The organism is Novosphingobium sp. KN65.2 (assembly GCF_001368935.1).
Classification (GTDB): domain Bacteria; phylum Pseudomonadota; class Alphaproteobacteria; order Sphingomonadales; family Sphingomonadaceae; genus Novosphingobium; species Novosphingobium mathurense.
The window spans coordinates 16338-37393 of record NZ_CCBH010000192.1 but is presented as its reverse complement, the minus strand read 5'-3'; the positions used below and the strand labels follow the sequence as shown (position 1 = coordinate 37393).

Here is a 21056-nt window from a genome sequence, read left to right as displayed (position 1 = left end):
GCCGGCGCCCTACAGCGAGCGGCGGGGGGCTGGCAAGCATCGTGGGATATCCGCAACAGTGAAACCTTGCTGCCACCTTCCTGCCGCATTCAGGACTTGTTCAATGCCGGAAGCTTAGGCACCCAAGCAGGATGACAAAGCTTCTTGCCTCTTTACTGTCGGTTGCGGCCATCGGCCTTATCGCGAATGCCGTGCCGGTTCACGCCGAACCGGGTGCCGAACAGGGGCAGGTTCGCAAGGAACGCAAGGCCGGCAATGTGCGTTCTCTTCGCGAGATCGAGCAGCAGGTGCTTCCGAAAATGTCCGGAATGCAGTACCTCGGACCGGAATATGATCCTGCGGCAATGGCTTATCGCCTGAAATTCATTCAGGACGGGAAAGTCTATTTTGTCGATGTCGATGCCCGCACGGGCCGCGTCATCGGCCGGTCGCGCTGAGGATACGAACCAGTGCTTCGCTTGACGCTCGCGGGCTTACGCCCCATCTCGTCGGTGATTTCCAAGGGAGACCAGATTTGCGCATCCTGATCGTCGAGGATGAACCTACGCTCGGCAACCAGCTCAAGACCACGCTCGAGCAGAACGGCTATGCCGTCGACCTGTCTGCCGATGGGGAGGACGGCCATTTCCTTGGGTCGACCGAGGATTACGATGCCGTGATTCTCGACCTCGGCCTGCCTGAGATCGACGGACTTACCGTGCTTGGCATGTGGCGCAGGGAAGGGCGAAATTTCCCGGTTCTTGTGTTGACCGCCCGTGATTCCTGGTCCGACAAGGTGGCAGGCCTCGATGCCGGCGCGGACGACTATCTCGCCAAGCCGTTCCAGACCGAGGAACTGATCGCCCGCCTGCGCGCGCTCATCCGCCGTGCATCGGGCAATACCTCGAGCGAACTGATGGCGGGCGATGTCCGTCTCGACACGCGTTCGGGCCGCGTCACGCTGGCCGGCGAACCGGTCAAGCTGACCGCGCAGGAATACAAGCTGCTGTCCTACCTGATGCACCACAAGGGCAAGGTGGTCAGCCGCACAGAATTGATCGAGCACATCTACGATCAGGATTTCGATCGCGATTCCAACACGATCGAAGTCTTCGTCACGCGCATCCGCAAGAAGCTGGGTGCCGATGTCATCACCACGATCCGTGGCCTCGGGTACAGCCTCGACGATCCCGCGGACGCGCCGCGAAACTGAGGAGCCGATGGACGCTCCGCGAGCAGACGGGGCAGGGAGCGAGGCAACTGTCGCCGAGACGGTGAAGGCCCGCCATACCGGCTCGCTCGCGCGGCGCATGATGCTGATTGCGGCAGGGTGGATCTCGATCCTCCTGCTGTTCGGCGGCCTTGCCCTCGATCGCACGCTGACCTCGTTGGTCACCCGCAATTTCGACGAACAGCTCGGTTACATGCTTACCGGCATGATCGGTTCGGCCGAGATCGGCCCGGATGGCGAGGTTTTCTTCATCCGACCGCTGGGCGACCAGCGGTTCCTCGAGCCGAACAGCGGCCTGTACTGGCAGATTCGCGCCAAGGGGCACGAGGATTTCCCCTCGCGCTCGCTGTGGGATCGCAGCCTCGACGTTCCCGAGGACAACTTCGACGCAAAGCCGCACGTTTACGATAGCGACCAGTTCCCCGGCGAGCCGCTGAGGATCATGGAGCGCTCGATCATCCTGCCGGGCAGCAACACCCAATGGATGTTCACTGTCGCGGCCAGTCGCGAGGATCTCGACGAACAGATCAAGATGATCCGCTCGATCCTCGTCTACAGCTTCGTCGCGCTCGGCTTCGGCCTGTTGCTCATGGCGGGGATGCAGACCTGGTACGGCCTGTTCCCGCTGCGCCACGTGCGCCGCGCGATCCAGAAGCTGCGAACGACGGGCGCCAGTCGCGTGACCGACCCGCTTCCGCAGGAAGTCGAGCCACTGGTGGACGAACTCAACGCCCTGCTTTCGCATACCGAGCTGCAGGCCGAGGAAGCGCGCCGCCATGCAGGGAACCTTGCCCATGCGCTCAAGACGCCGCTGACCGTGATCATGAACGCGGCCACGGCCAAGTCGCCCGACCTGTCCGACACGGTCATCCGCGAGGCGGCCGTGATGCGGCGGCAGGTCGATCACCACCTGGCCCGGGCGCGGGCCGTCGGGCGCCGCGCGGCCGGCATGTCGCGTGCGAGCGTGTGGCCGAGCCTCGAGGCGGTGCTGCGTGCCGTCCAGCGGCTCTACGATGACACGCGATTCGACCTAGACGGCAACCACGCCGTGACCGTTGCACTGGAAAAGCAGGATCTCGAGGAGATCCTCGGCAACCTGATCGAGAATGCGGCCAAGTATGGCGGTGGCAGCGTCTTCGTCACGGTCGACACCGGGCAGGACCCGCAGTTCTGCGAGATCTGGGTCGAGGACGATGGCATGGGCATTCCGGCCGCCGAGCGCACCCGCATCTTCGATCGCGGCGCCCGGCTCGATACCGGCAAGCCCGGTACCGGGCTGGGTCTTGCCATTGTTCGCGACGTGGTGGAAATCTATGGCGGAAGGGTCGAACTCGACGAGAGCGAGGATCTGGGCGGCCTGTTGGTCAAGTTGAAGCTGCCGCGCACGGCGACCTGAAGGAATTTGCGTTCGGAAGCTGGGGATGCGCGCCAGAAGCGCGGTTGCAGCGCCGGCCCTGCCGCTTCATTGGCGGCGATCGAAAATCAAGGAGTACCCATGACCGATACGATCAAACTTTCGCTCACGCAGGACGAAGTCGAAATCCTCGTCGATGCCCTCGAGGCCGACATGGAAGGCTATGTCGAGGCGGCGAAGGAAGCGCGCGGCAACGGCAATCGCGATGACGTGAAGACTTTCACCGATGCCGCCACGCGCATTCAGATCCTGATGAGCAAGCTTCAGGACTACGTGGAAGAATAATAGAGCGAAAGGCCGGCTCAGCCGGCCTTTGCCTGCTCGTGATGGCGGATCACTTCGTCGATGATGAACCGCAGGAATTTCTCGCCGAAATCGGGATCGAGATTGGCGTCCTCGGCCAGCTTGCGCAGACGCGCGATCTGCCGTTCCTCGCGTCCGGGATCGGAAGCGGGAAGGTCTCTTTCGGCCTTGTAGGCGCCGACGGCCTGGGTGATCCGGAACCGTTCGGCGAGCATGTGAATCAGTGCGGCATCGATATTGTCGATGCTGGAACGGTAGCCGGCGAGCACCGGATCGGTGACGGGAGTGTCCTGGGTCATGGTGGAGCCCCGCTAGCACGGCTCCTTGACCTGTGCCAGCCCGTGCAAATGGGCCGCACTTGGCTTTCCCACTTGCGTTCAAGGCTCTGAACGCGCAATGCGCGGGGCGATGACTGCACAAGTGATTAACCTGCGTTCACGTGAGACGCAGCCGTCCCTGGCTCCCATGCTCGCCCTGACTGCGGCAGGCATGAACAGCGTCAATTCCGTCATTCTCGACCGCATGCAAAGCGAGATCCCGCTGATCCCCGCGCTGGCCGGGCATCTGATCTCGGGCGGCGGCAAGCGCATGCGCCCGATGCTGACGGTCGCGGCGGCTGAGCTGTGCGGCTACCAGGGCAATCGCCACCACAAGCTGGCGGCGGCAGTCGAATTCATCCACACCGCGACCCTGCTGCACGACGACGTCGTTGACGGTTCGGACCTGCGGCGCGGCAAGGCGGCGGCCAACATCGTCTTCGGCAATCCGGCGACGGTCCTGGTCGGCGACTTCCTGTTTACGCGCGCTTTCGAACTCATGGTCGAGGACGGCAGCCTGCGCGTCCTCAAGATCCTCTCGAAGGCCAGCTCGATCATCGCCGAGGGCGAGGTCGACCAGTTGACCGCCCAGCGCAAGATCGAGACGAGCGAGGAGCATTACCTCCAGATCATCGGTTCGAAGACCGCGGCACTGTTTGCCGCCGCGACCCGGATCGCCGCCGTCGTGGCGGAGAAGAGCGAAGCCGAGGAGCAGGCGCTCGACGCGTATGGACGCAATCTCGGGATTGCCTTCCAGCTCGTCGACGATGCCATCGACTACGATTCCGAAGCGGCCGAATCGGGCAAGGACAAGGGCGATGACTTCCGTGAGGGCAAGATGACCCTTCCGGTCATCCTCGCCTATGCCCGCGGCAGTGAGGAAGAGCGCAAGTTCTGGCAGGAGGCCATCGCCGGCTTCCGGACCGAGGACGAGGACCTTGCTCATGCGGTCGAACTGATCAACCGCCACAAGTGCGTCGAGGCGACCCGTGAGCGGGCGCGTCATTTCGCCCAGCGCGCCATCGATTCGATTGCAGGCTTCCCCAGCGGCGAAGCGCGCAATGCGATGGCCGAGGCTGTCGAGTTCGCGGTGGCGCGTCGCTACTGACGTGGCAAAGCCACGGTTCGTCAGATTGCGGGCGCCTGCAACAAAGCTGTAATTGCGATGCGCGGTTTCGGCCCCTATTGAGGCCGGCCATGCGCTCCGAGCTCAATCGGGCTGTCACCGGCTATCAGCCCGGTTCGCCCCAACAACGTATCGTTTCTTCCCTGCTATCCGCGGGCGTGATCCTGCTCGTCCTGCTTCTGGCGATCTACCAGAGCGGCGTGGTGAGCCTTCCAGAGAAGCGCAACAATCCGGTCACCTTCGATGTCACCGGGCAGGAGAAGGACAAGGGCGAGAAGGCGGACGACAAGCCCAAGGCCGAGGAAAAGAAAGAAGAAAAGAAAAAGGTCGAGCCGGTCCAGAAGGAAGAGGTGAAGAAGCCTCCAGTCATTACCCCGCCGGTCGAGAAACCGGTGGTGAAGAAGCCTGCCTTTACCTTCCTCAAGCTCTCGCGCGAGGATTTCGCTTCGGCAGACATCGGTCAGATGAAGGCACCCGCGCCGACGACCAGCAGCGAATCGGGTAGTGGATCGGGTTCGAGCTATGGTCCCGGAGAAGGGCCGGGCGGGGCGATTCTCTATCGCGCGCAGTGGTACCGCGAGCCGAGCGGCGCCGAACTTGGCGGGTACATTCCCGCCAATGCCCCGCGCACGGGCTGGGGCGAGATCGCCTGCCAGACGATCGAGAATTACAAGGTCGAGAACTGCCAGATCCTCGGAGAATCGCCGCTCGGCTCAGGCTATGGGCGCGCGGTACAGAACGCGGCGTGGCAGTTCCAGGTCGTCCCGCCGCGGATCAACGGCAAGCCGCAACTCGGAACCTGGGTGCGCATCCGGATCGATTACGGGACGAAAATGGCCGGTTGAGGCTTCAGATCGGTCAGGCCGCGCGAATCGACTGCGGCCGCACCTCGTCGATATGCGCGATCAGATCTTCGAGGGGCATGGGCCGGGCAATGAAGAAGCCCTGCGCCAGCGCGAAGCCAGCCACCCTTGCGCTCAAAAGCTGGTTTTCGGTCTCGATGCCTTCGATTACGCAGTCCAGCGAGAGGGCGCGGGCCAGGCTGCGGATCGCCTCGATCAGGCGGCGGCCTTTCGTTTCGTCCAGTCTCGCCGCAAAGCTGCGGTCGATCTTGACCATGTCCAGCGGCAATTGATGGAGCGATGAGAGGCTGGAGTAGCCGGTGCCGAAATCGTCCAGCGCAATGCGCACGCCGTTGCGACGCAGGCGCTTCAGGGCGCTGCGGGCATTGTCGAGTTCGGTGATCAGTGAGCTTTCGGTGATCTCGAACAGCAGGCGGCGCGGGGAATGGGTCATTGCCCTGATCCGCTCCAGCAGGGCGTCGATGGTTTCCGCATCGCCGACGTCCTTGCCTGAAAGATTGAACGTAAGCCCCATGTCTTCGGGGATCCGATCGAGCGAGGCGAGCGCCTTGTCGAAGAGGGCGAGCGTCACCTGCCGTGCACGACCGACGCGCTCGGCCGAAGCGATCAGCATTTCGGGCGGCACCCGGCCGATGGTCGGAGAATTCCACCGCGCAAGGCATTCGACGCCTTTGGGAATCATCGTTTCGGTGTTGATGATCGGTTGGAAGACGACGGACAACTCGCTCAGGAGATCGGCGGCCTGCAACGCGGAATCGAGGGCCTGTTCAGACCGGACCAGTTTTTCCAGTTCCGACGTGAAGCGCACGCACTGCCCGCGCTTGTTCTTCTTGGCGTGATAGAGCGCGAAGTCGGCGTGGTCGTAAAGGATGCTCGCGGATTTGGCCGCTGCCGGATAGGGGGCGATACCGGCGGAACATCCGACGGAGACGATCACGTCGCCCAGTCTGGCAGGCTGCCGGATTGCGGTGAACAGCGCATGGGTGACGGCCTCGGCCTGTTCGAGCCCACCGGCCGAGATGATACCGAATTCGTCGCCCCCCAATCGGGCAATGACGACATCGGCCGGGCACAGCGTCATCATCCGCTCGCCCAGAAGCTGCAGCAGCCGGTCGCCTTGCCCATGGCCGTGAGTATCGTTGATCGGCTTGAAACGGTCGAGGTCGATGAGCCCGACACAAAACCGGTCCTGCGGCTGCGCGCATTCCAGCAGCCCTTCCAGCGTCGCGAAGAAATAGCGGCGGTTGGGCAGTCCGGTGAGGGCATCGGTCATGGCCAGCCGGGCATTTTCCTCGCCAAGGGCCTGTGCCTGGCGCCTCTCGCTGCTGAGGTCCCTTTGCGTGCTTTCCAGATGGACGAAGGAAGCATAGGAATCACGCAGGATTTTCAGCACGACCAGGGACACCAGCGCGATATTGACGGCGATGGCAACCATCACCGCGCTGCCTGACAGCCAACTGTAGACCAGAAAGCTGCCCAGTACGGAGACATTCAGCAATGTCGCCGCCATCGGCAGGAAGCTCAGGCAAAAGGTGCAGCCCAGCACGGTTATGGCGATGAAGATCGCGAAGTGGCCGCGCTCGTAAGGACCGCCGTACTGGACCAGGACCGTCGCCCAGGCAAGGCAGGCCATGGCCAGCAGCAGGGATATGAAGAGGGTTGCCCGCAGGCGTTGCCGTGCGCGCTCGGGATCCAGATCGCTTGCCGACAGCGGGCGCATCCAGGTGAGCATGCGGATGATGCTGAATGCGACAAGCCCTGCCGGAACCGAGAGCGTCAGGTACTCGGGCGCGAGGTCGCGATGCGTGAAGGCGAAAATGGCGGAGTTGACGGCGACAAGGCCATACAACGGCGGAACCTGTTCGCGCAGGCGAAGATACTGCGCCACCGGCAGGGGATGTTGCCCTGGCCTGTAAGATCGGGGCTTTGTGCGCGTTTCGTCTGACAACTGATTAGGCTCCTGACGAATTCAGGTATCGAATAATGGTTTACGTTTGGTACATGCGATACGCGCGCCAGGACGGATGACCCTGAACGGGTTCTGGTGAGGCCTTCCTTCGGCCCGGCACTCCATCTAAGGGACCGGGCGTGACCAGTCTGCCGATCCATGCTGTCCTGCCGGACCTTCTTCAGGCTCTGAGCGAGCGCACCGCCTGTGTGCTGATCGCTCCGCCCGGCGCCGGCAAGACGACGGCCGTAGCGCCCGCCCTTCTGGGCGAATCCTGGTGCGACGGCACGATCATCCTGCTTTCGCCACGCCGCGTGGCGGCGCGCGCCGCTGCAGAGCGCATGGCCGACATGCTCGGCGAGAAGGCGGGTGAGACGATCGGTTACGTGACGCGCCTCGATACGAAGCGCTCCGGCAAGACGCGCGTCCTGGTGATGACCGAGGCGATCTTCGTTTCCTCGATCCTTTCCGACCCGGAACTGCCTGGGGTTAGCGCCGTCCTGTTCGACGAGGCGCACGAACGTCATCTCGACAGCGATCTCGGCCTAGCACTCGCGCTCGAGACCCGCGAAGTGCTGCGCGACGACCTGCGCGTGGTGGTCATGTCGGCGACGATCGACGGCACGCGGTTTGCGCGATTGCTCGGCAACGATGCGCCGGTGATCGAAAGCGAGGGCAAGTCGTGGCCTCTCGCGATCCGCTGGCTGGGCGCTTCGCCCGACCTGCGGATCGAGGACGCAGCGACATCGGCGATCCTGACTGCATGGCGCGAGGAGGAGGGTGACATCCTTGCGTTCCTCCCCGGCGTGCGCGAGATCGATCGGGCAGCAGAACGTCTCGCGGAGAAGCTGCCTGCCGCACTCGTTCTCCCTCTGCACGGGCAATGCGAGCCTGCCGCGCAGCGCGCTGCCATTCGCCGCGATCCGCAGGGGCGCCGCCGTGTCGTGCTATCGACCGCGATTGCCGAGACCTCGCTCACGCTCGACGGCGTTTCGATAGTGGTCGACTGCGGCCTGTCCCGCCGTGCGGAATTCGACAAGGCTGCGGGTGTGACCCGGCTCGTGACGCATCGGGCGAGCCGGGCTTCGGCGGCCCAGCGCGCTGGCCGTGCGGCGCGTCAGCAGCCCGGAACCGCCTATCGCCTTTGGGAAGAAGCAGGCCACGCGGGCCGTCCGGAATTCGATCCGCCGGAAATGCTGACCAGCGATCTGGCGCCGCTGACGCTTTCGCTGGCGCAGTGGGGAGCGGGCGATCCGGCGGCCATGGCCTGGCTCGATCCTCCTCCGGCCGCGGCGCTCGATGCCGCGCGCAGCCAGCTTGCCGCTCTCGGGGCGCTTGATGGGGAAGGGCGGATCACTCCTTTCGGCCGCGACATGGCCAGCCTGCCGCTCGACCCGGCTCAGGCGGCCATGGTTCTGGGTGCAGGGGCGTTCGGCGCAGAGACGGTGGCGGCCCGGCTCGCCTTGCTCCTGCAGGAGCGCGGTCTCGGCGGCCGCAGCGAGGACCTGGCACAACGACTTGCGCGATGGGAGGCAGACCGCTCGCCGCGCGCACAAGCCTCTCGCAAGCTGGCCGATGGCTGGGCCCGCCGCGCTTCGGCGCTGATCGAGGCACGGCCCGAAGGCATGGATGTAGACAAGACAGGCGCGGATGTGCCGGTCGGCGTGCTTCTTGCGCTGGGACGGCCCGACATGGTCGCGCGCCGCCGCGATGCATCGGGCGAGACCTGGCTGTCCGCAGGCGGCAGGGGCTACATCCTCGACCCGACATCGCCGCTCGCCTCGCGAGACTGGATGGTGATCGGCGATGCTCAGGGGCAGGCGAAAGGTGCGCGCATCCTGTCCGGAGCTTCGCTCGAAGCGTCCGAAGTAGATGCCTGGCTGACAGAACGGATCGAGCGGCGTTCGATCTTGCGCTGGAACGATGCCGAGGGCCGGGTGGAAGCCCGGCAGGAGCGGCGGATTGGCGCGATCACTCTCGCAAGTGGCCCCGATCCGTCCCCCGATCCCGATGCCATTGCGGCATTCCTGCTCGATCGCGTGCGCGACAAGGGGCTGGCTCTGGTTCCGTTCGGCAAGAGCAGCCAGTCGCTGCTGCGTCGCGCCCGTTTCGCCGGGCTGAAGGCGCTGGGCGAAGAGGCGATGCTTGCCGACCTCGAGACATGGCTTGGGCCTCTGGTCGTTCGTCGTCTCGACTCTATAGACAAGGGCGCCCTGCACTCGGCCTTGCTGGGTCGCCTGACCTGGGATGACCAGCAGGTGCTCGAAAGGCTGGCCCCGGCAGAGTTTCGCAGTCCCGCCGGTTCGAGCCACGCGATCGACTACGAGGACGAGGGCGGGCCGAGCGTTGAAGTGCGCGTGCAGGGACTGTTCGGTCTCGATAGCCATCCGACTTTCGGTCAGCCGCCGCAGCCCCTGTTGCTCAAGCTGACTTCGCCTGCCGGTCGCCCCATCCAGACCACGCGCGATCTTCCCGGCTTCTGGCGTGGATCGTGGCGCGACGTGCAGCGCGACATGAAGGGTCGCTATCCCAAGCATCGCTGGCCGGATGAGCCCTGGGCCGAAGACCCCAGTCTCAAGACCCGCAATGCCTTCGAGGCTTCGCGCCGACGCTGAGATTCGTACGCGGTGTTCGCGCGATCACGCCCACAATCTCCCGGGACAATTGCCTGAGGTGTGATTCCGGCTTGATTTCCGGCGCGATTCGGAGGCAAAGCGAGCGCCATGAGTGCACGTATCTATCAGCGCCCGAAAAATGCCATGCAGTCCGGCAAGGCACTGCTGGATCAGTGGATCCTCGATTTCGTTCCGGCCGAGGCAAAGAAGCCCGATCCCCTGATGGGTTGGGCCGGTTCCGGTGACATGAATCAGCAGGTCCAGCTCAAGTTCCCCACTTGTGAGGAAGCCAAGAGCTACGCCGATCGGTACGGCATCGACGCGGTGGTCCATTCCACCCCGCCGCGCCGCCTGAAGATTCAGGCCTACGCCGACAATTTCCGTTGATCTGAAATAGTTGCAACCGGGTCTTGCAATCCGGACAAACGCCAGCCATATGGCGCTCCGGGAGTCGGGTGGACGTTTGCGTTCGCGAACCTGGTCAGGTCCGGAAGGAAGCAGCCAAAACGGATTGCGACGGGTCGCTCGGCTCCTTTACCCCACATCGTCGCCTCCCCTTACGCGCTTCAAGCTGCGGGGAAATGCGCCTTCCAAGCGCACCGGCAACTTGGCCGGGGACAGACTGTGGAGCTTTCTCCTTTCCCCCTGACAACCGGCTCTCCAGCGCCTAGTTTGGATGGTGATGGACGATTCACGCGACATGTTCGGCGATGCGCCCCCCTGGCTCAATGAGGAAGAGGAGGAGACTCCCCCTTCGGCGGCCGAGCTGGAAGCGGCGGGGCAAGCCTCTATGTTCGGCGATCCCGAACCGGCATCGCCCCCGCCTTCGGCATCGCCTTCGCCGACCGCTGCCGAAGTGCCGGCGCCAGAACCCGAATCGCAGGCGCTGTTCGAACCCGTAGCTGAGCCTGCACCTGCGCCCGAAGTCGCCGCTCCCGAGCCGAAAGCACAGGCACCTGAACTCGCGCCCAAGCCCGCACCGGCAAGCCCGCCTGCCGGAACTTCCGCGCAGCCCTATCGCGTGCTGGCCCGCAAGTACCGTCCGCAGACGTTCGACGAACTGATCGGGCAGGAGGCGATGGTCCAAACCCTCGCCAATGCGATCAAGCGCGACCGGCTGGCCCATGCCTTCCTGATGACCGGCGTGCGCGGTGTCGGCAAGACCTCGACCGCGCGGCTCATCGCCAAGGCGCTCAACTGCATCGGCCCGGACGGGCAGGGCGGTCCGACGATCAATCCCTGCGGTCAGTGCGAACCGTGCGTGGCAATCGCCGAAGGGCGCCATATCGACGTGATCGAGATGGACGCCGCCTCGCACACCGGTGTCGACGACGTGCGCGAAATCATCGAGGCGGTGCGCTACGCGGCCGTTTCCGCGCGCTACAAGATCTACATCATCGACGAAGTCCACATGCTGTCGCGCAATGCATTCAATGCCTTGCTCAAGACGCTTGAGGAGCCGCCGGCCCACGTGAAGTTTCTCTTCGCGACCACGGAAGTGGACAAGCTGCCGGTCACGGTCCTTTCGCGCTGCCAGCGATTCGACTTGCGCCGCATTCCGACGCCGATGCTCGCGGAGCACTTCGCCAACGTCTGCGGCAAGGAAGGCGTGGAGGCCGAGGAAGAAGCCCTGTCGATGGTGGCCGCCGCTGCCGAAGGGTCGGTGCGCGACGGCCTCTCGATTCTCGACCAGGCCATCGCCCATGCCGATCTCGACGGCGAGGGGCAGGTGCGGGCCGAGAAGGTCCGCGACATGCTGGGCCTTTCCGACAAGTCGGTGCAGCGCAAGCTGCTGGGCGCGATCCTGGACGGCGAGGGCGCGGCTCTGCTGGAGCTGATCGCAAGGCAATTCTCGCTGGGGATCGAGCCGATCGCGATGATGCGGGGCCTCATGGACCTCACCCATCGCATCGCTGTCGCCCAGGTGGCCGGTGAGGTGGTCGATGCCCATGCCGCCGAGGAACGCGACGCGATCGAGGCCTGGGCCAAGGCGCTCAAGGCAGGGCAGGTTCACCGTCTCTGGCAGCTCATGCTCAAGGGGCATGACGAAGTGAAGTCGGCGCCCGATCCGCTGGTGGCGGCGCAAATGGCACTGCTGCGGATCATGCATGCCTCGGACATGCCCGACCCCGGCTCGCTGGTGCGCAAGCTGGAAGAGATTGCAGCGCGTGCGCCGGCAGTGGCGCCTGTTGCTGGCGAAGGCGGATCGAGCGCGGGCGGCCCGGCCGCAAGCGCAACGGCTCCTGCTGCCATCGCGCCGCGCTGGGAAGCGCTGGTCGACGATGTCGAGCACATGGGCGAACTTTCTATCGCCAACACCATGCGCATGCAGGTCCGCGTCGTCGAGCTGGGACCGGGACTTTTGCGCTATTCGCAGCCGCCCGGCTTTAGCGAGGATATTGCCGGTCTCATGCGCGGGGCGCTGGCCAAGGCGACCGGCGAACGCTGGCAGGTCGAGAAAGTGGAAGGCCAGGGCGCGCCGACGATCGTAGAGCAGGCCGAGACGCAGCGGGCAGCCGAAGGCGAAGCCGTACGCAATGCCCCGCTCGTGGCTGCTACGATAGCTGCCTTTCCCGACGCCGAATTGATACAGGATGACCGTCCGGCCGCGATTGGCGGCGGCGGTCGACAGTGGAGACGTTGAGATGAAGTCCATGGAAGAGATGATCCAGGCTGCCCAGCAGGCTGCCGAGACCATCCAGAAGCAGATGAACGAGACCCAGGCGAAGCTGGATCAGATGGAAGTCGAAGGTCTTTCCGGCGGCGGTCTCGTCAAGATCCGTTGCTCGGCCAAGGGGCGCGTCATCGGCGTCTCGATCGACGACAGCCTGATGCAGCCGACCGAAAAGCAGATGCTCGAGGACTTGATCGCCGCCGCTTACAACGACGCGCGCGTCAAGGCGGACTCGGTTGCGAACGAGGAACTGGCCAAGGCGCAGCAGGGCATGGGCCTGCCGCCTGGTTTCAAGATGCCGTTCTGAAGCGAATGAGAATTCGGCTGCGAAATGCCCTCCTTCGGGAGGCGTTTCGTCATGCATTGCAGAGCCCCGGCGCCAATCGCGCCGGGGTTTTGCTTATAGGGATAATTGCTTGGGAGAATGCCAGCACTTCCACAGTCTTTGGTAATCTATGCATTGCGTAGTGGACAGAACTCCCCATATCGTCCCGGATTGACGGGAGGTCTGACCGAGATCGTCCCGCTCGCGATGAAATGGATATGACTGTGAACCTGCTTCCACTCCTTCCCCTGCGTGACATCGTCGTCTTCCCCGGCATGGTTGTGCCGCTTTTCGTCGGTCGCGAGAAATCCGTGGCCGCGCTGGAAGCAGCCATGGCCGGCGAGAAGGACATCTTCCTGCTCGCGCAGCTCGACCCCGGCTGCGACGATCCCGATCGCGACGATCTCTATGACACCGGCGTGATCGCCAGCGTGCTGCAGCTGCTCAAGCTGCCGGACGGAACCGTGCGCGTGCTCGTCGAAGGACAGGAGCGCGCCCGCATTGAATCGCTGCGTGCCGAAGAGACCGCCGAAGGCGAAATGCTTGTTGCAGAGGTCGAGAAGATCGAGGCCAGCGAGTCCGAGGGCACCGAAGTCGAAGCGATGATGCGCTCGGTGGTGGAGCAGTTCAACGAGTACGCCAAGCTCAACAAGAAGCTCTCGCAGGACGCGGGCGACCAGTTCGGCGAGATCGACGATGCAGGCAAGCTGGCCGACACCGTCGCCGCCCAGCTGTCGGCGAAGGTTTCGGACAAGCAGGCCGTGCTCTCCGAGGCCGATCCGCTCAAGCGCCTCGAGATGGTCTATTCCTTCATGGAAGGCGAACTTGGCGTCCTGCAGGTCGAGCGCAAGATCCGTGGCCGCGTGAAGCGGCAGATGGAGAAGACGCAGCGCGAGTACTACCTCAACGAACAGCTCAAGGCGATCCAGTCCGAGCTGGGTGGCGGCGACGGCGAGGAAGCCAACGAACTGCAGGAACTGCAGGACAGGATCGAGAAGACCAAGCTGTCCAAGGAAGCGCGCGAAAAGGCGATGGGCGAGCTCAAGAAGCTCAAGTCCATGCAGCCGATGAGCGCCGAGGCGACGGTCATCCGCAATTACCTCGATGTCCTGCTCGGCCTGCCCTGGGGCAAGAAAGCGAAGCTCAAGCGCGACATTTCCGAGGCCCAGACGATCCTCGATGCCGATCACTACGCGCTCGACAAGGTCAAGGACCGTATCATCGAGTATCTCGCCGTTCAGGCGCGCACCAACAAGCTCAAGGGGCCGATCCTGTGCCTCGTGGGGCCTCCGGGCGTCGGCAAGACCTCGCTCGGAAAGTCGATTGCCAAGGCGACCGGGCGCGAGTTCATCCGTCAGTCGCTGGGCGGCGTTCGCGACGAGGCAGAGATTCGCGGTCACCGCCGCACCTACATCGGCTCGCTGCCGGGCAAGATCATTACCAACCTCAAGAAGGCCGGCAAGTCGAACCCGCTGTTCCTGCTCGACGAGATCGACAAGCTGGGTCAGGACTTCCGCGGCGATCCTGCCTCGGCCCTGCTCGAAGTGCTCGATCCCGAACAGAACGCCAAGTTCCAGGATCACTACCTTGAACTGGACTTCGACCTGTCGGACGTGATGTTCGTGTGCACCGCGAACAGCCTCAACCTGCCGCAGGCGCTGCTCGACCGCATGGAGATCATCCGCCTCGAAGGTTACACCGAGGACGAGAAGGTCGAGATCGCCGAGCGTCACCTGATCCGCAAGCAGGTGGAAGTCCACGGCCTCAAGGACGAGGAATTCACGCTGACCCAGGAAGGCCTGCGTGACCTGATCCGCTACTACACCCGTGAGGCGGGCGTGCGCACGCTGGAGCGCGAGATTGCGCGTCTTGCACGCAAGTCGCTGCGCCAGATCCTCGAAGGCAAGGCCAAGAGCGTGACGATCACGCCTGAAAACCTTGCCGACTATGCCGGCGTGCGCAAGTTCCGCCACGGCGTGGGCGAGGAAGAGAATCAGGTCGGCGCCGTCACCGGCCTCGCCTGGACCGAAGTCGGCGGCGAACTGCTGACGATCGAAAGCGTCACCGTCCCGGGCAAGGGCGCCATCAAGGCGACCGGCAAGCTGGGCGAAGTGATGAACGAATCGATCCAGACGGCCTTCAGCTTCGTGAAGGCACGTTCGCCCGCCTACGGCATCAAGCCGTCGGTCTTCCAGAAGAAGGACATCCACATCCACCTTCCCGAAGGTGCGGTGCCCAAGGACGGTCCTTCGGCCGGCATCGGGATGGTCACGTCGATCGTCTCGACCCTGACCGGGGTGCCGGTGCGCAAGGATATCGCCATGACCGGCGAAGTTACCCTGCGCGGCCGCGTCCTGCCGATCGGTGGCCTCAAGGAAAAGCTCCTGGCGGCGCTGCGCGGCGGAATTACCACCGTTCTGATCCCGGAAGAGAACCGCAAGGATCTCGCCGAAATCCCTGAGAACGTGAAGGAAGACCTGGAAATCATCCCGGTCTCTCATGTGGATGAAGTGCTCTCGCAAGCGCTTACGGAGGCGCTGGAAGAAATCGAGTGGACCGAGGCCGACGAATTGGCCGCGGCCCCCGCGCACAGCTCCTCTCCGTCGGCAACCGCACACTGAAGTTGAAACGGGCGCCTGCAAGTCCGGAAGGGAAGGCAGGCACCCGTCGGTAACTTTCAGTCCCGTTTGCCTGCCTGAAAGAAATGCCAGTGCGCTGCGGCCTTGTGTCGCGCGCGGACTGGCGCTAACGCGCCGCCTTCGTGCACGCACGAACGCCGGGCGCGAATTGAAACTGGAAAGGTCTTGAAATGGGTTACCGGGTAGCCGTTGTCGGTGCGACCGGAAATGTCGGCCGCGAAATGCTCAACATCCTCGCCGAGCGCGAGTTTCCCTGCGACGAGATCGCAGCGGTTGCTTCGCCGCGCTCCACCGGCATGGAGATTGAATTTGGCGAGACCGGCAAAAAACTCAAAGTAAAGAACATCGAGCACTTCGATTTCACCGGTTGGGACATTGCGCTCTTCGCCGCGGGATCGGGGCCGACCAAGATCTATGCGCCCAAGGCTGCCAGCCAGGGCTGCGTCGTGATCGACAACTCGTCGCTCTATCGCATGGAGCCCGACGTTCCGCTGATCGTGCCTGAAGTGAACCCGGACGCCATCGACGGCTACACCAAGCGCAACATCATCGCGAACCCGAACTGCTCGACTGCGCAGATGGTTGTCGCGCTCAAGCCGCTTCACGATGCCGCCAAGATCAAGCGCGTCGTCGTCTCGACCTACCAGTCGGTTTCCGGCGCGGGCAAGGCGGGCATGGACGAGCTGTTCGAGCAGAGCCGTGCGATCTTCGTGGGCGACCAGGTCGAACCCAAGAAGTTCACCAAGCAGATCGCCTTCAACGTGATCCCGCACATCGACGTCTTCCTCGACGACGGCTCCACCAAGGAAGAGTGGAAGATGGTCGTCGAGACCAAGAAGATCCTCGATCCGGCGGTGAAGGTTCAGGCCACCTGCGTGCGCGTGCCGGTCTTCGTCGGTCACGCCGAATCGATCGCGCTCGAATTCGAGAACGAGATTTCGGCCGAGCAGGCCCAGAACATCCTGCGCGAAGCGCCGGGCATCATGCTCGTCGACAAGCGTGAAGACGGTGGATACGTCTCGCCGATCGAATGCGTCGGCGACAGCGCGACCTACATCAGCCGCGTCCGCGAAGACCCGACGGTCGAGAACGGTCTGGCCCTGTGGTGCGTTTCGGACAACCTGCGCAAGGGCGCAGCCCTGAACGCAGTTCAGATCGCCGAGCTGCTTGGCCGCCGTCATCTGAAAAAGGGCTGAGTTATGATAGGTTTCCTTCCATGGACCCGAAGGAAACCTATTCGCCACTGAATTGCCCCAAGCCTGTCGCCGAGGGCATCTGGATTTTTGACGGCCCGATGATCCGCATGGATCTCGGGCCGTTCAAGATTCCGTTCCCCACGCGCATGACGGTCGTGCGGCTGGGCGATGGAACCTTGTGGATACATTCACCGATTGCGCCGGACGAGGACCTGTTTTCGGCCGTCGATGCCCTGGGGTCGGTGCGACACGTGATTGCGCCGAATTCCATCCATTATTGGTACATGGCCGACTGGCTCGAGCGCTATCCCGGTGCCCGCAGCTATGCCGTCCCCGATCTGGCCACAACGGCCAAGCGCCCCTTCCGGATCGATCATCCGCTGATGGATGGTGCGCGTTTCGCATGGGAAAGCGAAATCGACTGGATCCTGGTGCCGGGCACAAAGGTTAGCGAAGCCGTGTTCCATGTCCCTTCCGCAAGGACGGTGATCCTTGTCGACCTGATCGAGAATTTCGAGGCGACAAAGCTCTCCAGCCCCTTGATGCGCTTCATGCTGAAGCTCGTCGGCGGCCTCGATCCCAATGGCATGGCGCCACTCGACCTGCGCATGACATTCCGGCCCAAGCGCAAGCAGGTGCGAGAGCGGTTGCAGGGCGTGGTGGATTGGCAGCCCGAGAAAGTGATCATGGCCCATGGCCGCATCTACGATCGGGACGGCGCCCAGGAACTGCGCCGCGCCTTTCGATGGGCGATCTGAAAAAGCCTCAGGGGCTCCCCGATTTGATCTTGCGCATGGCGACCGATGCCTTCGGCGGCAAGGATGCAAATCGAAAGGGGCCCGATGATGTCGAAGAGCAATTTCAAGGACTGGCCGAACATGGCCAAAAATCTCAATCCGGCGGTAGGTGAACTCAGGCGCGCGGCGCCAGGACCGATGCAGGCCTTCGCGGACATGGGCAAGGCGGCGCTTCAGCCGGGAGCTCTCGATACAAAGACCAAGGAACTGATTGCCCTGGCGATCTCGGTCGCGGTGCGCTGCGATCCTTGCGTGACCTACCATGCGTCTGCGGCGCAGCGCGCGGGCGCCGGGCGCGATGAAGTGGCCGAGGCGATGGGGCTGGCTGTCTATATGGGGGCGGGTCCTTCCGCGATGTATGCCGCGCAGGCGCTCGAGGCTTTCGACCAATGGCAGGAAAAGGCAGAGGGCTGACCCTTTTGCGCGCGGGGCGACTGGTCTAGCTTCAGGGCATGACCAGAACCATGACCGGCGGCTGCCAGTGCGGTCGCATTCGCTATTCCGCGCAGATCGAGAACGACGAGGCATACCTGTGCCATTGCCGCATGTGCCAGAAGGCGACCGGCGGGTTTGCCGCTGCCTTCGTGCAACTGGCGACGGCCGGTGTCGTCTGGGATCATGAGCCGGAGTGGTACGCCAGTTCCCCGGTGGCACGGCGCCCGTTCTGTTCGCATTGCGGCACGCCGCTGGGCTTCGACTTCATCGAATCGAGCGGGAACATGGACCTGACGCTGGGCAGCTTCGACGAGCCGGGATATTTCCGTCCGGTCGCTCATGCCGGCTGCGAAAGCTTGCATGAAAGCTGGCTCGATACCAAGGACCTGCCACGGCATTACAGCGCGACGACGGAAAGCGTCGCGTCGCGCTGGAAGGCCGCAGGTCTGGAGGTTCCCGAGTGAGCGAATTGCGCAAGGATTACATCGAAGGTTTCGGCGGCACGCGTCTGGCGGTTCATACCATCGGGCAGGGGCGCCCGCTGGTGCTGGTCCACGGCCTGTTCTCCAGTGCCGAGGTCAACTGGATCAAGTACGGCAATGCGCAAATCCTCGCCGATGCCGGCTTTGAGGTAATCATGCCCGACCTGCGCGCGCACGGCGAAAGCGAGGCACCGCACGATCCGCAGGCCTATCCCGAAGACGTACTGGTCGAGGACCTGACGCTGCTGGTCGCCGAACTCGGCCTGTCGGACTACGACCTTGGCGGCTTCTCGCTCGGCGCGCGCACTTCGGTGCGCGGCGTGCTGGCGGGTCTTTCGCCGCGCAATCTGATCCTTGGCGGCATGGGCCTGTCCGGATTGTCGGGTTGGGCGCGGCGCAGCGCGCATTTCGTCGATGCCATCGACCGTTTCGGTTCGATCGAGCGGGGAGACCCGGCCTTTATCGCGCAGGCCTTCATGAAGTCGATGAAGATCGACCGGATCGCCGCGCGTCTGTTGCTCGGATCGGTCGACGATACTTCTGCCGATGCGATCGCCCGGATCACGATGCCCACGCTGTGCGTATGCGGAAAGGACGACGGCGACAACGGATCGGCGCAGGAACTGGCCGAGGCGCTGCCGCAGGGGCGCTATGTCGAGATGCCGGGCAATCACATGTCCTCGGTCACCTTCAAGGACATGGGCCGCGCCATGGCTGAATTCCTCGCCGCGTGAGCACGCCTGTCCTGACCCGCTAGGCCAATTCTGGGGGTGATTTTCCTGCTCGGTTGAACTTGTGTCGGGCGCGGCTAGTCTTGCCCCATCGCAAAATACCGAGAGGCAAAATCCCCCCATGAAATTTGCATCTACCGCATTGGCTGCGCTGGCCGTCAGTCTGGCCGTTCCGGCCGTGGCAAAGGACGCTGCAGCCGATTATCCGATGACGCCCGATGGCGCCGCCCGGTTCGTCGCGGCTGCCGAAAAGGACCTGTTCGACGCTTCGGTCGACAATGCCCGAATCAACTGGGTCAATTATACCTACATCACCGAGGATACCGACGCGCTCGTTGCCCAGTCGAACGCGGCGATCACCGAAAAGCAGGTCGATTATGCGGTCGAGGCTGCGAAGTACGCCAGGGTGCAGGGTCTCGACGCCGATGTCGCGCGCAAGCTGGGCGTCCTGCGCCAGGGCATTGTCCTGCCCGCACCGACCACGCCGGGCGCTGCCGACGAACTGAGCGCGATAACCACGCGCCTGTCCTCGACTTACGGCAAGGGGAAGGGCGCGCTCGACGGCAAGCCGATCAACGGTTCGGACATCGAGGCCGAGATGGGCAACCTCGACCATACCCCGGCCGAATATGCCGAGATGTGGGAGAGCTGGCACGACAATGTCGGCAAGCCGATGAAGGACGACTACGCGAAGATGGTGACCATCGCCAACGAAGGGGCGAAGGAGCTTGGCTATTCCGACGTCGGCGCGATGTGGCGTTCGGGCTACGACATGACGCCGCAGCAGTTTTCGGCCGAAACCGAACGGCTGTGGCAGGAAGTGAAGCCGCTTTACCTCGCGTTGCACACTTACGTGCGCCACAGGCTCAACGCCAAGTACGGCGACCGGGTCCAGCCCGACACCGGGCCGATCCGTGCCGACCTGCTGGGCAACATGTGGGCGCAGGAATGGGGCAACATCTATCCGCTGGTGGCACCGCAGGGCGCAGGCGACCTGGGCTACGACATCGGCGACCTGCTCAAGGCCAAGGGCAAGACTCCGCTCGACATGGTGAAGACGGGAGAGGGCTTCTATTCCTCGCTCGGCTTTGCGCCGCTGCCGGACACGTTCTGGACCCGCTCGATGATCACCAAGCCGCGCGACCGCGAAGTGATCTGCCACGCTTCGGCATGGGACGTCGACAACAAGGACGACATCCGCATCAAGATGTGCACCAAGGTGAACTCGGACGACTTCGTCACGATCCACCACGAACTGGGGCACAATTACTACCAGCGGGCCTATAACAAGCAGCCCTATCTCTACCTCAACGGCGCCAACGACGGCTTCCACGAGGCAATCGGAGACTTCATCGCGCTCTCGATCACGCCGCAGTACCTCGTCGACATCGGCCTGCTCGACAAGAGCAAGGTCCCGAGTGCGGACAAGGACATCGGCCTGTTGCTGCGTCAGGCGATGGACAAGGTGGCCTTCCTGCCCTTCGGCCTGCTGATCGACCGCTGGCGCTGGGGCGTCTTCGACGGTTCGATCCGGCCCGCAGATTACAACAAGGCATGGACCGACATGCGGCTCGAGTATCAGGGTATCAAGCCGCCTGTGGATCGCCCAGCCGATGCCTTCGATCCCGGCGCGAAGTACCATATCCCGGGCAATACGCCCTACACGCGTTACTTCCTTGCCCGCATCCTCCAGTTCCAGTTCTATCAGGCGGCGTGCCAGCAGGCAGGCTGGAAGGGGCCGCTGCATCGCTGCAGCTTCTACGGCAACAAGAAGGTTGGCGAGAACCTCGACCGCATGCTGGAGATGGGCATGTCCAAGCCCTGGCCCGAGGCGCTCAAGGCTTTCACCGGTTCGAGCAAGATGAGCGCGAAGCCGATGCTTGAGTATTTCGCTCCGCTCAAGAAGTGGCTGGACGAGCAGAACAAGGGCCAGAAGCAGGGTTGGTAAGTTCTGAGCCGCTCCGACAGCATTGCTGCCGGG

General features: G+C 63.6%; 19 protein-coding genes and 1 other RNA gene. 18 read left to right on the top strand and 2 right to left on the bottom strand.

The features are described 5' to 3' along the window. Positions 1 to 131: 131 nt before the first annotated feature. The 4 genes from SPHV1_RS20270 to SPHV1_RS20255 all read left to right on the top strand — a co-directional run bounded on the left by SPHV1_RS20270 (position 132) and on the right by SPHV1_RS20255 (position 2909). The gene (locus tag SPHV1_RS20270) at positions 132 to 437 is read left to right on the top strand and encodes a PepSY domain-containing protein (RefSeq protein WP_054947807.1); all 306 of its coding nucleotides are present in this window, start codon (positions 132 to 134) and stop codon (positions 435 to 437) included. Between the two features lie 77 nt (positions 438 to 514). Beyond that, entirely contained in the window at positions 515 to 1192 is a 678-nt protein-coding gene (locus tag SPHV1_RS20265) for a response regulator transcription factor (RefSeq protein WP_054947806.1), read from the top strand. 7 nt (positions 1193 to 1199) lie between these two features. After that, positions 1200 to 2606, top strand: coding sequence for a sensor histidine kinase (locus tag SPHV1_RS20260; protein ID WP_369817961.1), 1407 nt, complete (start codon positions 1200 to 1202; stop codon positions 2604 to 2606). Positions 2607 to 2705: 99 nt separating this feature from the next. Next, positions 2706 to 2909: a hypothetical protein gene (locus SPHV1_RS20255; RefSeq protein WP_054947805.1), complete on the top strand. Its 204-nt coding sequence runs from the start codon at positions 2706 to 2708 to the stop codon at positions 2907 to 2909. 17 nt (positions 2910 to 2926) lie between these two features. Here SPHV1_RS20255 and SPHV1_RS20250 read toward each other — a convergent pair whose 3' ends face one another. Then, complete coding sequence (locus SPHV1_RS20250) at positions 2927 to 3226, bottom strand: chorismate mutase (RefSeq protein ID WP_054947804.1); 300 nt, start codon at positions 3224 to 3226, stop codon at positions 2927 to 2929. A gap of 109 nt (positions 3227 to 3335) precedes the next feature. Between SPHV1_RS20250 and SPHV1_RS20245 the strand changes: the two genes are divergently transcribed. Both SPHV1_RS20245 and SPHV1_RS20240 read left to right on the top strand, forming a co-directional pair. Beyond that, positions 3336 to 4352 carry a polyprenyl synthetase family protein gene (locus tag SPHV1_RS20245; protein WP_054947827.1) on the top strand — a complete coding sequence of 339 codons (1017 nt, stop codon included), beginning with the start codon at positions 3336 to 3338 and terminating at the stop codon, positions 4350 to 4352. Positions 4353 to 4441: 89 nt separating this feature from the next. Beyond that, positions 4442 to 5215 (top strand): hypothetical protein, encoded by a 774-nt coding sequence (locus tag SPHV1_RS20240; protein WP_079729394.1) that lies wholly within the window; start codon positions 4442 to 4444, stop codon positions 5213 to 5215. A 13-nt stretch (positions 5216 to 5228) separates the two neighbouring features. Here SPHV1_RS20240 and SPHV1_RS20235 read toward each other — a convergent pair whose 3' ends face one another. After that, entirely contained in the window at positions 5229 to 7121 is a 1893-nt protein-coding gene (locus SPHV1_RS20235; protein ID WP_054947803.1) for a bifunctional diguanylate cyclase/phosphodiesterase, read from the bottom strand. 200 nt (positions 7122 to 7321) lie between these two features. On the opposite strand from SPHV1_RS20235, the gene hrpB reads away from it, so the two are divergent. The 12 genes from hrpB to SPHV1_RS20180 all read left to right on the top strand — a co-directional run bounded on the left by hrpB (position 7322) and on the right by SPHV1_RS20180 (position 21023). After that, positions 7322 to 9796, top strand: a complete 2475-nt coding sequence (gene hrpB, locus SPHV1_RS20230) for an ATP-dependent helicase HrpB (protein WP_054947802.1) — start codon at positions 7322 to 7324, stop codon at positions 9794 to 9796. 108 nt (positions 9797 to 9904) lie between these two features. Beyond that, complete coding sequence (locus tag SPHV1_RS20225; protein WP_054947801.1) at positions 9905 to 10183, top strand: ETC complex I subunit; 279 nt, start codon at positions 9905 to 9907, stop codon at positions 10181 to 10183. Between the two features lie 57 nt (positions 10184 to 10240). Then, positions 10241 to 10335, top strand: an RNA gene (gene ffs / locus SPHV1_RS24590) — signal recognition particle sRNA small type. 143 nt (positions 10336 to 10478) lie between these two features. Next, positions 10479 to 12440, top strand: coding sequence for a DNA polymerase III subunit gamma/tau (locus SPHV1_RS20220; RefSeq protein ID WP_197277756.1), 1962 nt, complete (start codon positions 10479 to 10481; stop codon positions 12438 to 12440). A 1-nt stretch (position 12441) separates the two neighbouring features. Beyond that, positions 12442 to 12777: a YbaB/EbfC family nucleoid-associated protein gene (locus tag SPHV1_RS20215; RefSeq protein WP_054947800.1), complete on the top strand. Its 336-nt coding sequence runs from the start codon at positions 12442 to 12444 to the stop codon at positions 12775 to 12777. Between the two features lie 236 nt (positions 12778 to 13013). Further along, entirely contained in the window at positions 13014 to 15416 is a 2403-nt protein-coding gene (gene lon, locus SPHV1_RS20210; protein WP_231634779.1) for an endopeptidase La, read from the top strand. Positions 15417 to 15604: 188 nt separating this feature from the next. Beyond that, positions 15605 to 16630 (top strand): aspartate-semialdehyde dehydrogenase, encoded by a 1026-nt coding sequence (locus tag SPHV1_RS20205; protein ID WP_054947798.1) that lies wholly within the window; start codon positions 15605 to 15607, stop codon positions 16628 to 16630. A 20-nt stretch (positions 16631 to 16650) separates the two neighbouring features. Continuing rightward, positions 16651 to 17388: a DUF4336 domain-containing protein gene (locus SPHV1_RS20200; protein ID WP_054947797.1), complete on the top strand. Its 738-nt coding sequence runs from the start codon at positions 16651 to 16653 to the stop codon at positions 17386 to 17388. 87 nt (positions 17389 to 17475) lie between these two features. Beyond that, positions 17476 to 17841 (top strand): carboxymuconolactone decarboxylase family protein, encoded by a 366-nt coding sequence (locus SPHV1_RS20195; protein ID WP_054947824.1) that lies wholly within the window; start codon positions 17476 to 17478, stop codon positions 17839 to 17841. 38 nt (positions 17842 to 17879) lie between these two features. Then, on the top strand, positions 17880 to 18326 hold the full coding sequence (locus SPHV1_RS20190; protein ID WP_054947796.1) for a GFA family protein: 447 nt from the start codon (positions 17880 to 17882) through the stop codon (positions 18324 to 18326). Then, entirely contained in the window at positions 18323 to 19078 is a 756-nt protein-coding gene (locus tag SPHV1_RS20185) for an alpha/beta fold hydrolase (RefSeq protein WP_054947795.1), read from the top strand. Before SPHV1_RS20190 ends, SPHV1_RS20185 begins: the two co-directional genes overlap by 4 nt. 118 nt (positions 19079 to 19196) lie before the next feature. Continuing rightward, a complete protein-coding gene (locus SPHV1_RS20180) occupies positions 19197 to 21023 on the top strand; it encodes a M2 family metallopeptidase (RefSeq protein ID WP_054947794.1) in 1827 nt (608 codons plus the stop codon). Positions 21024 to 21056: the final 33 nt, after the last annotated feature.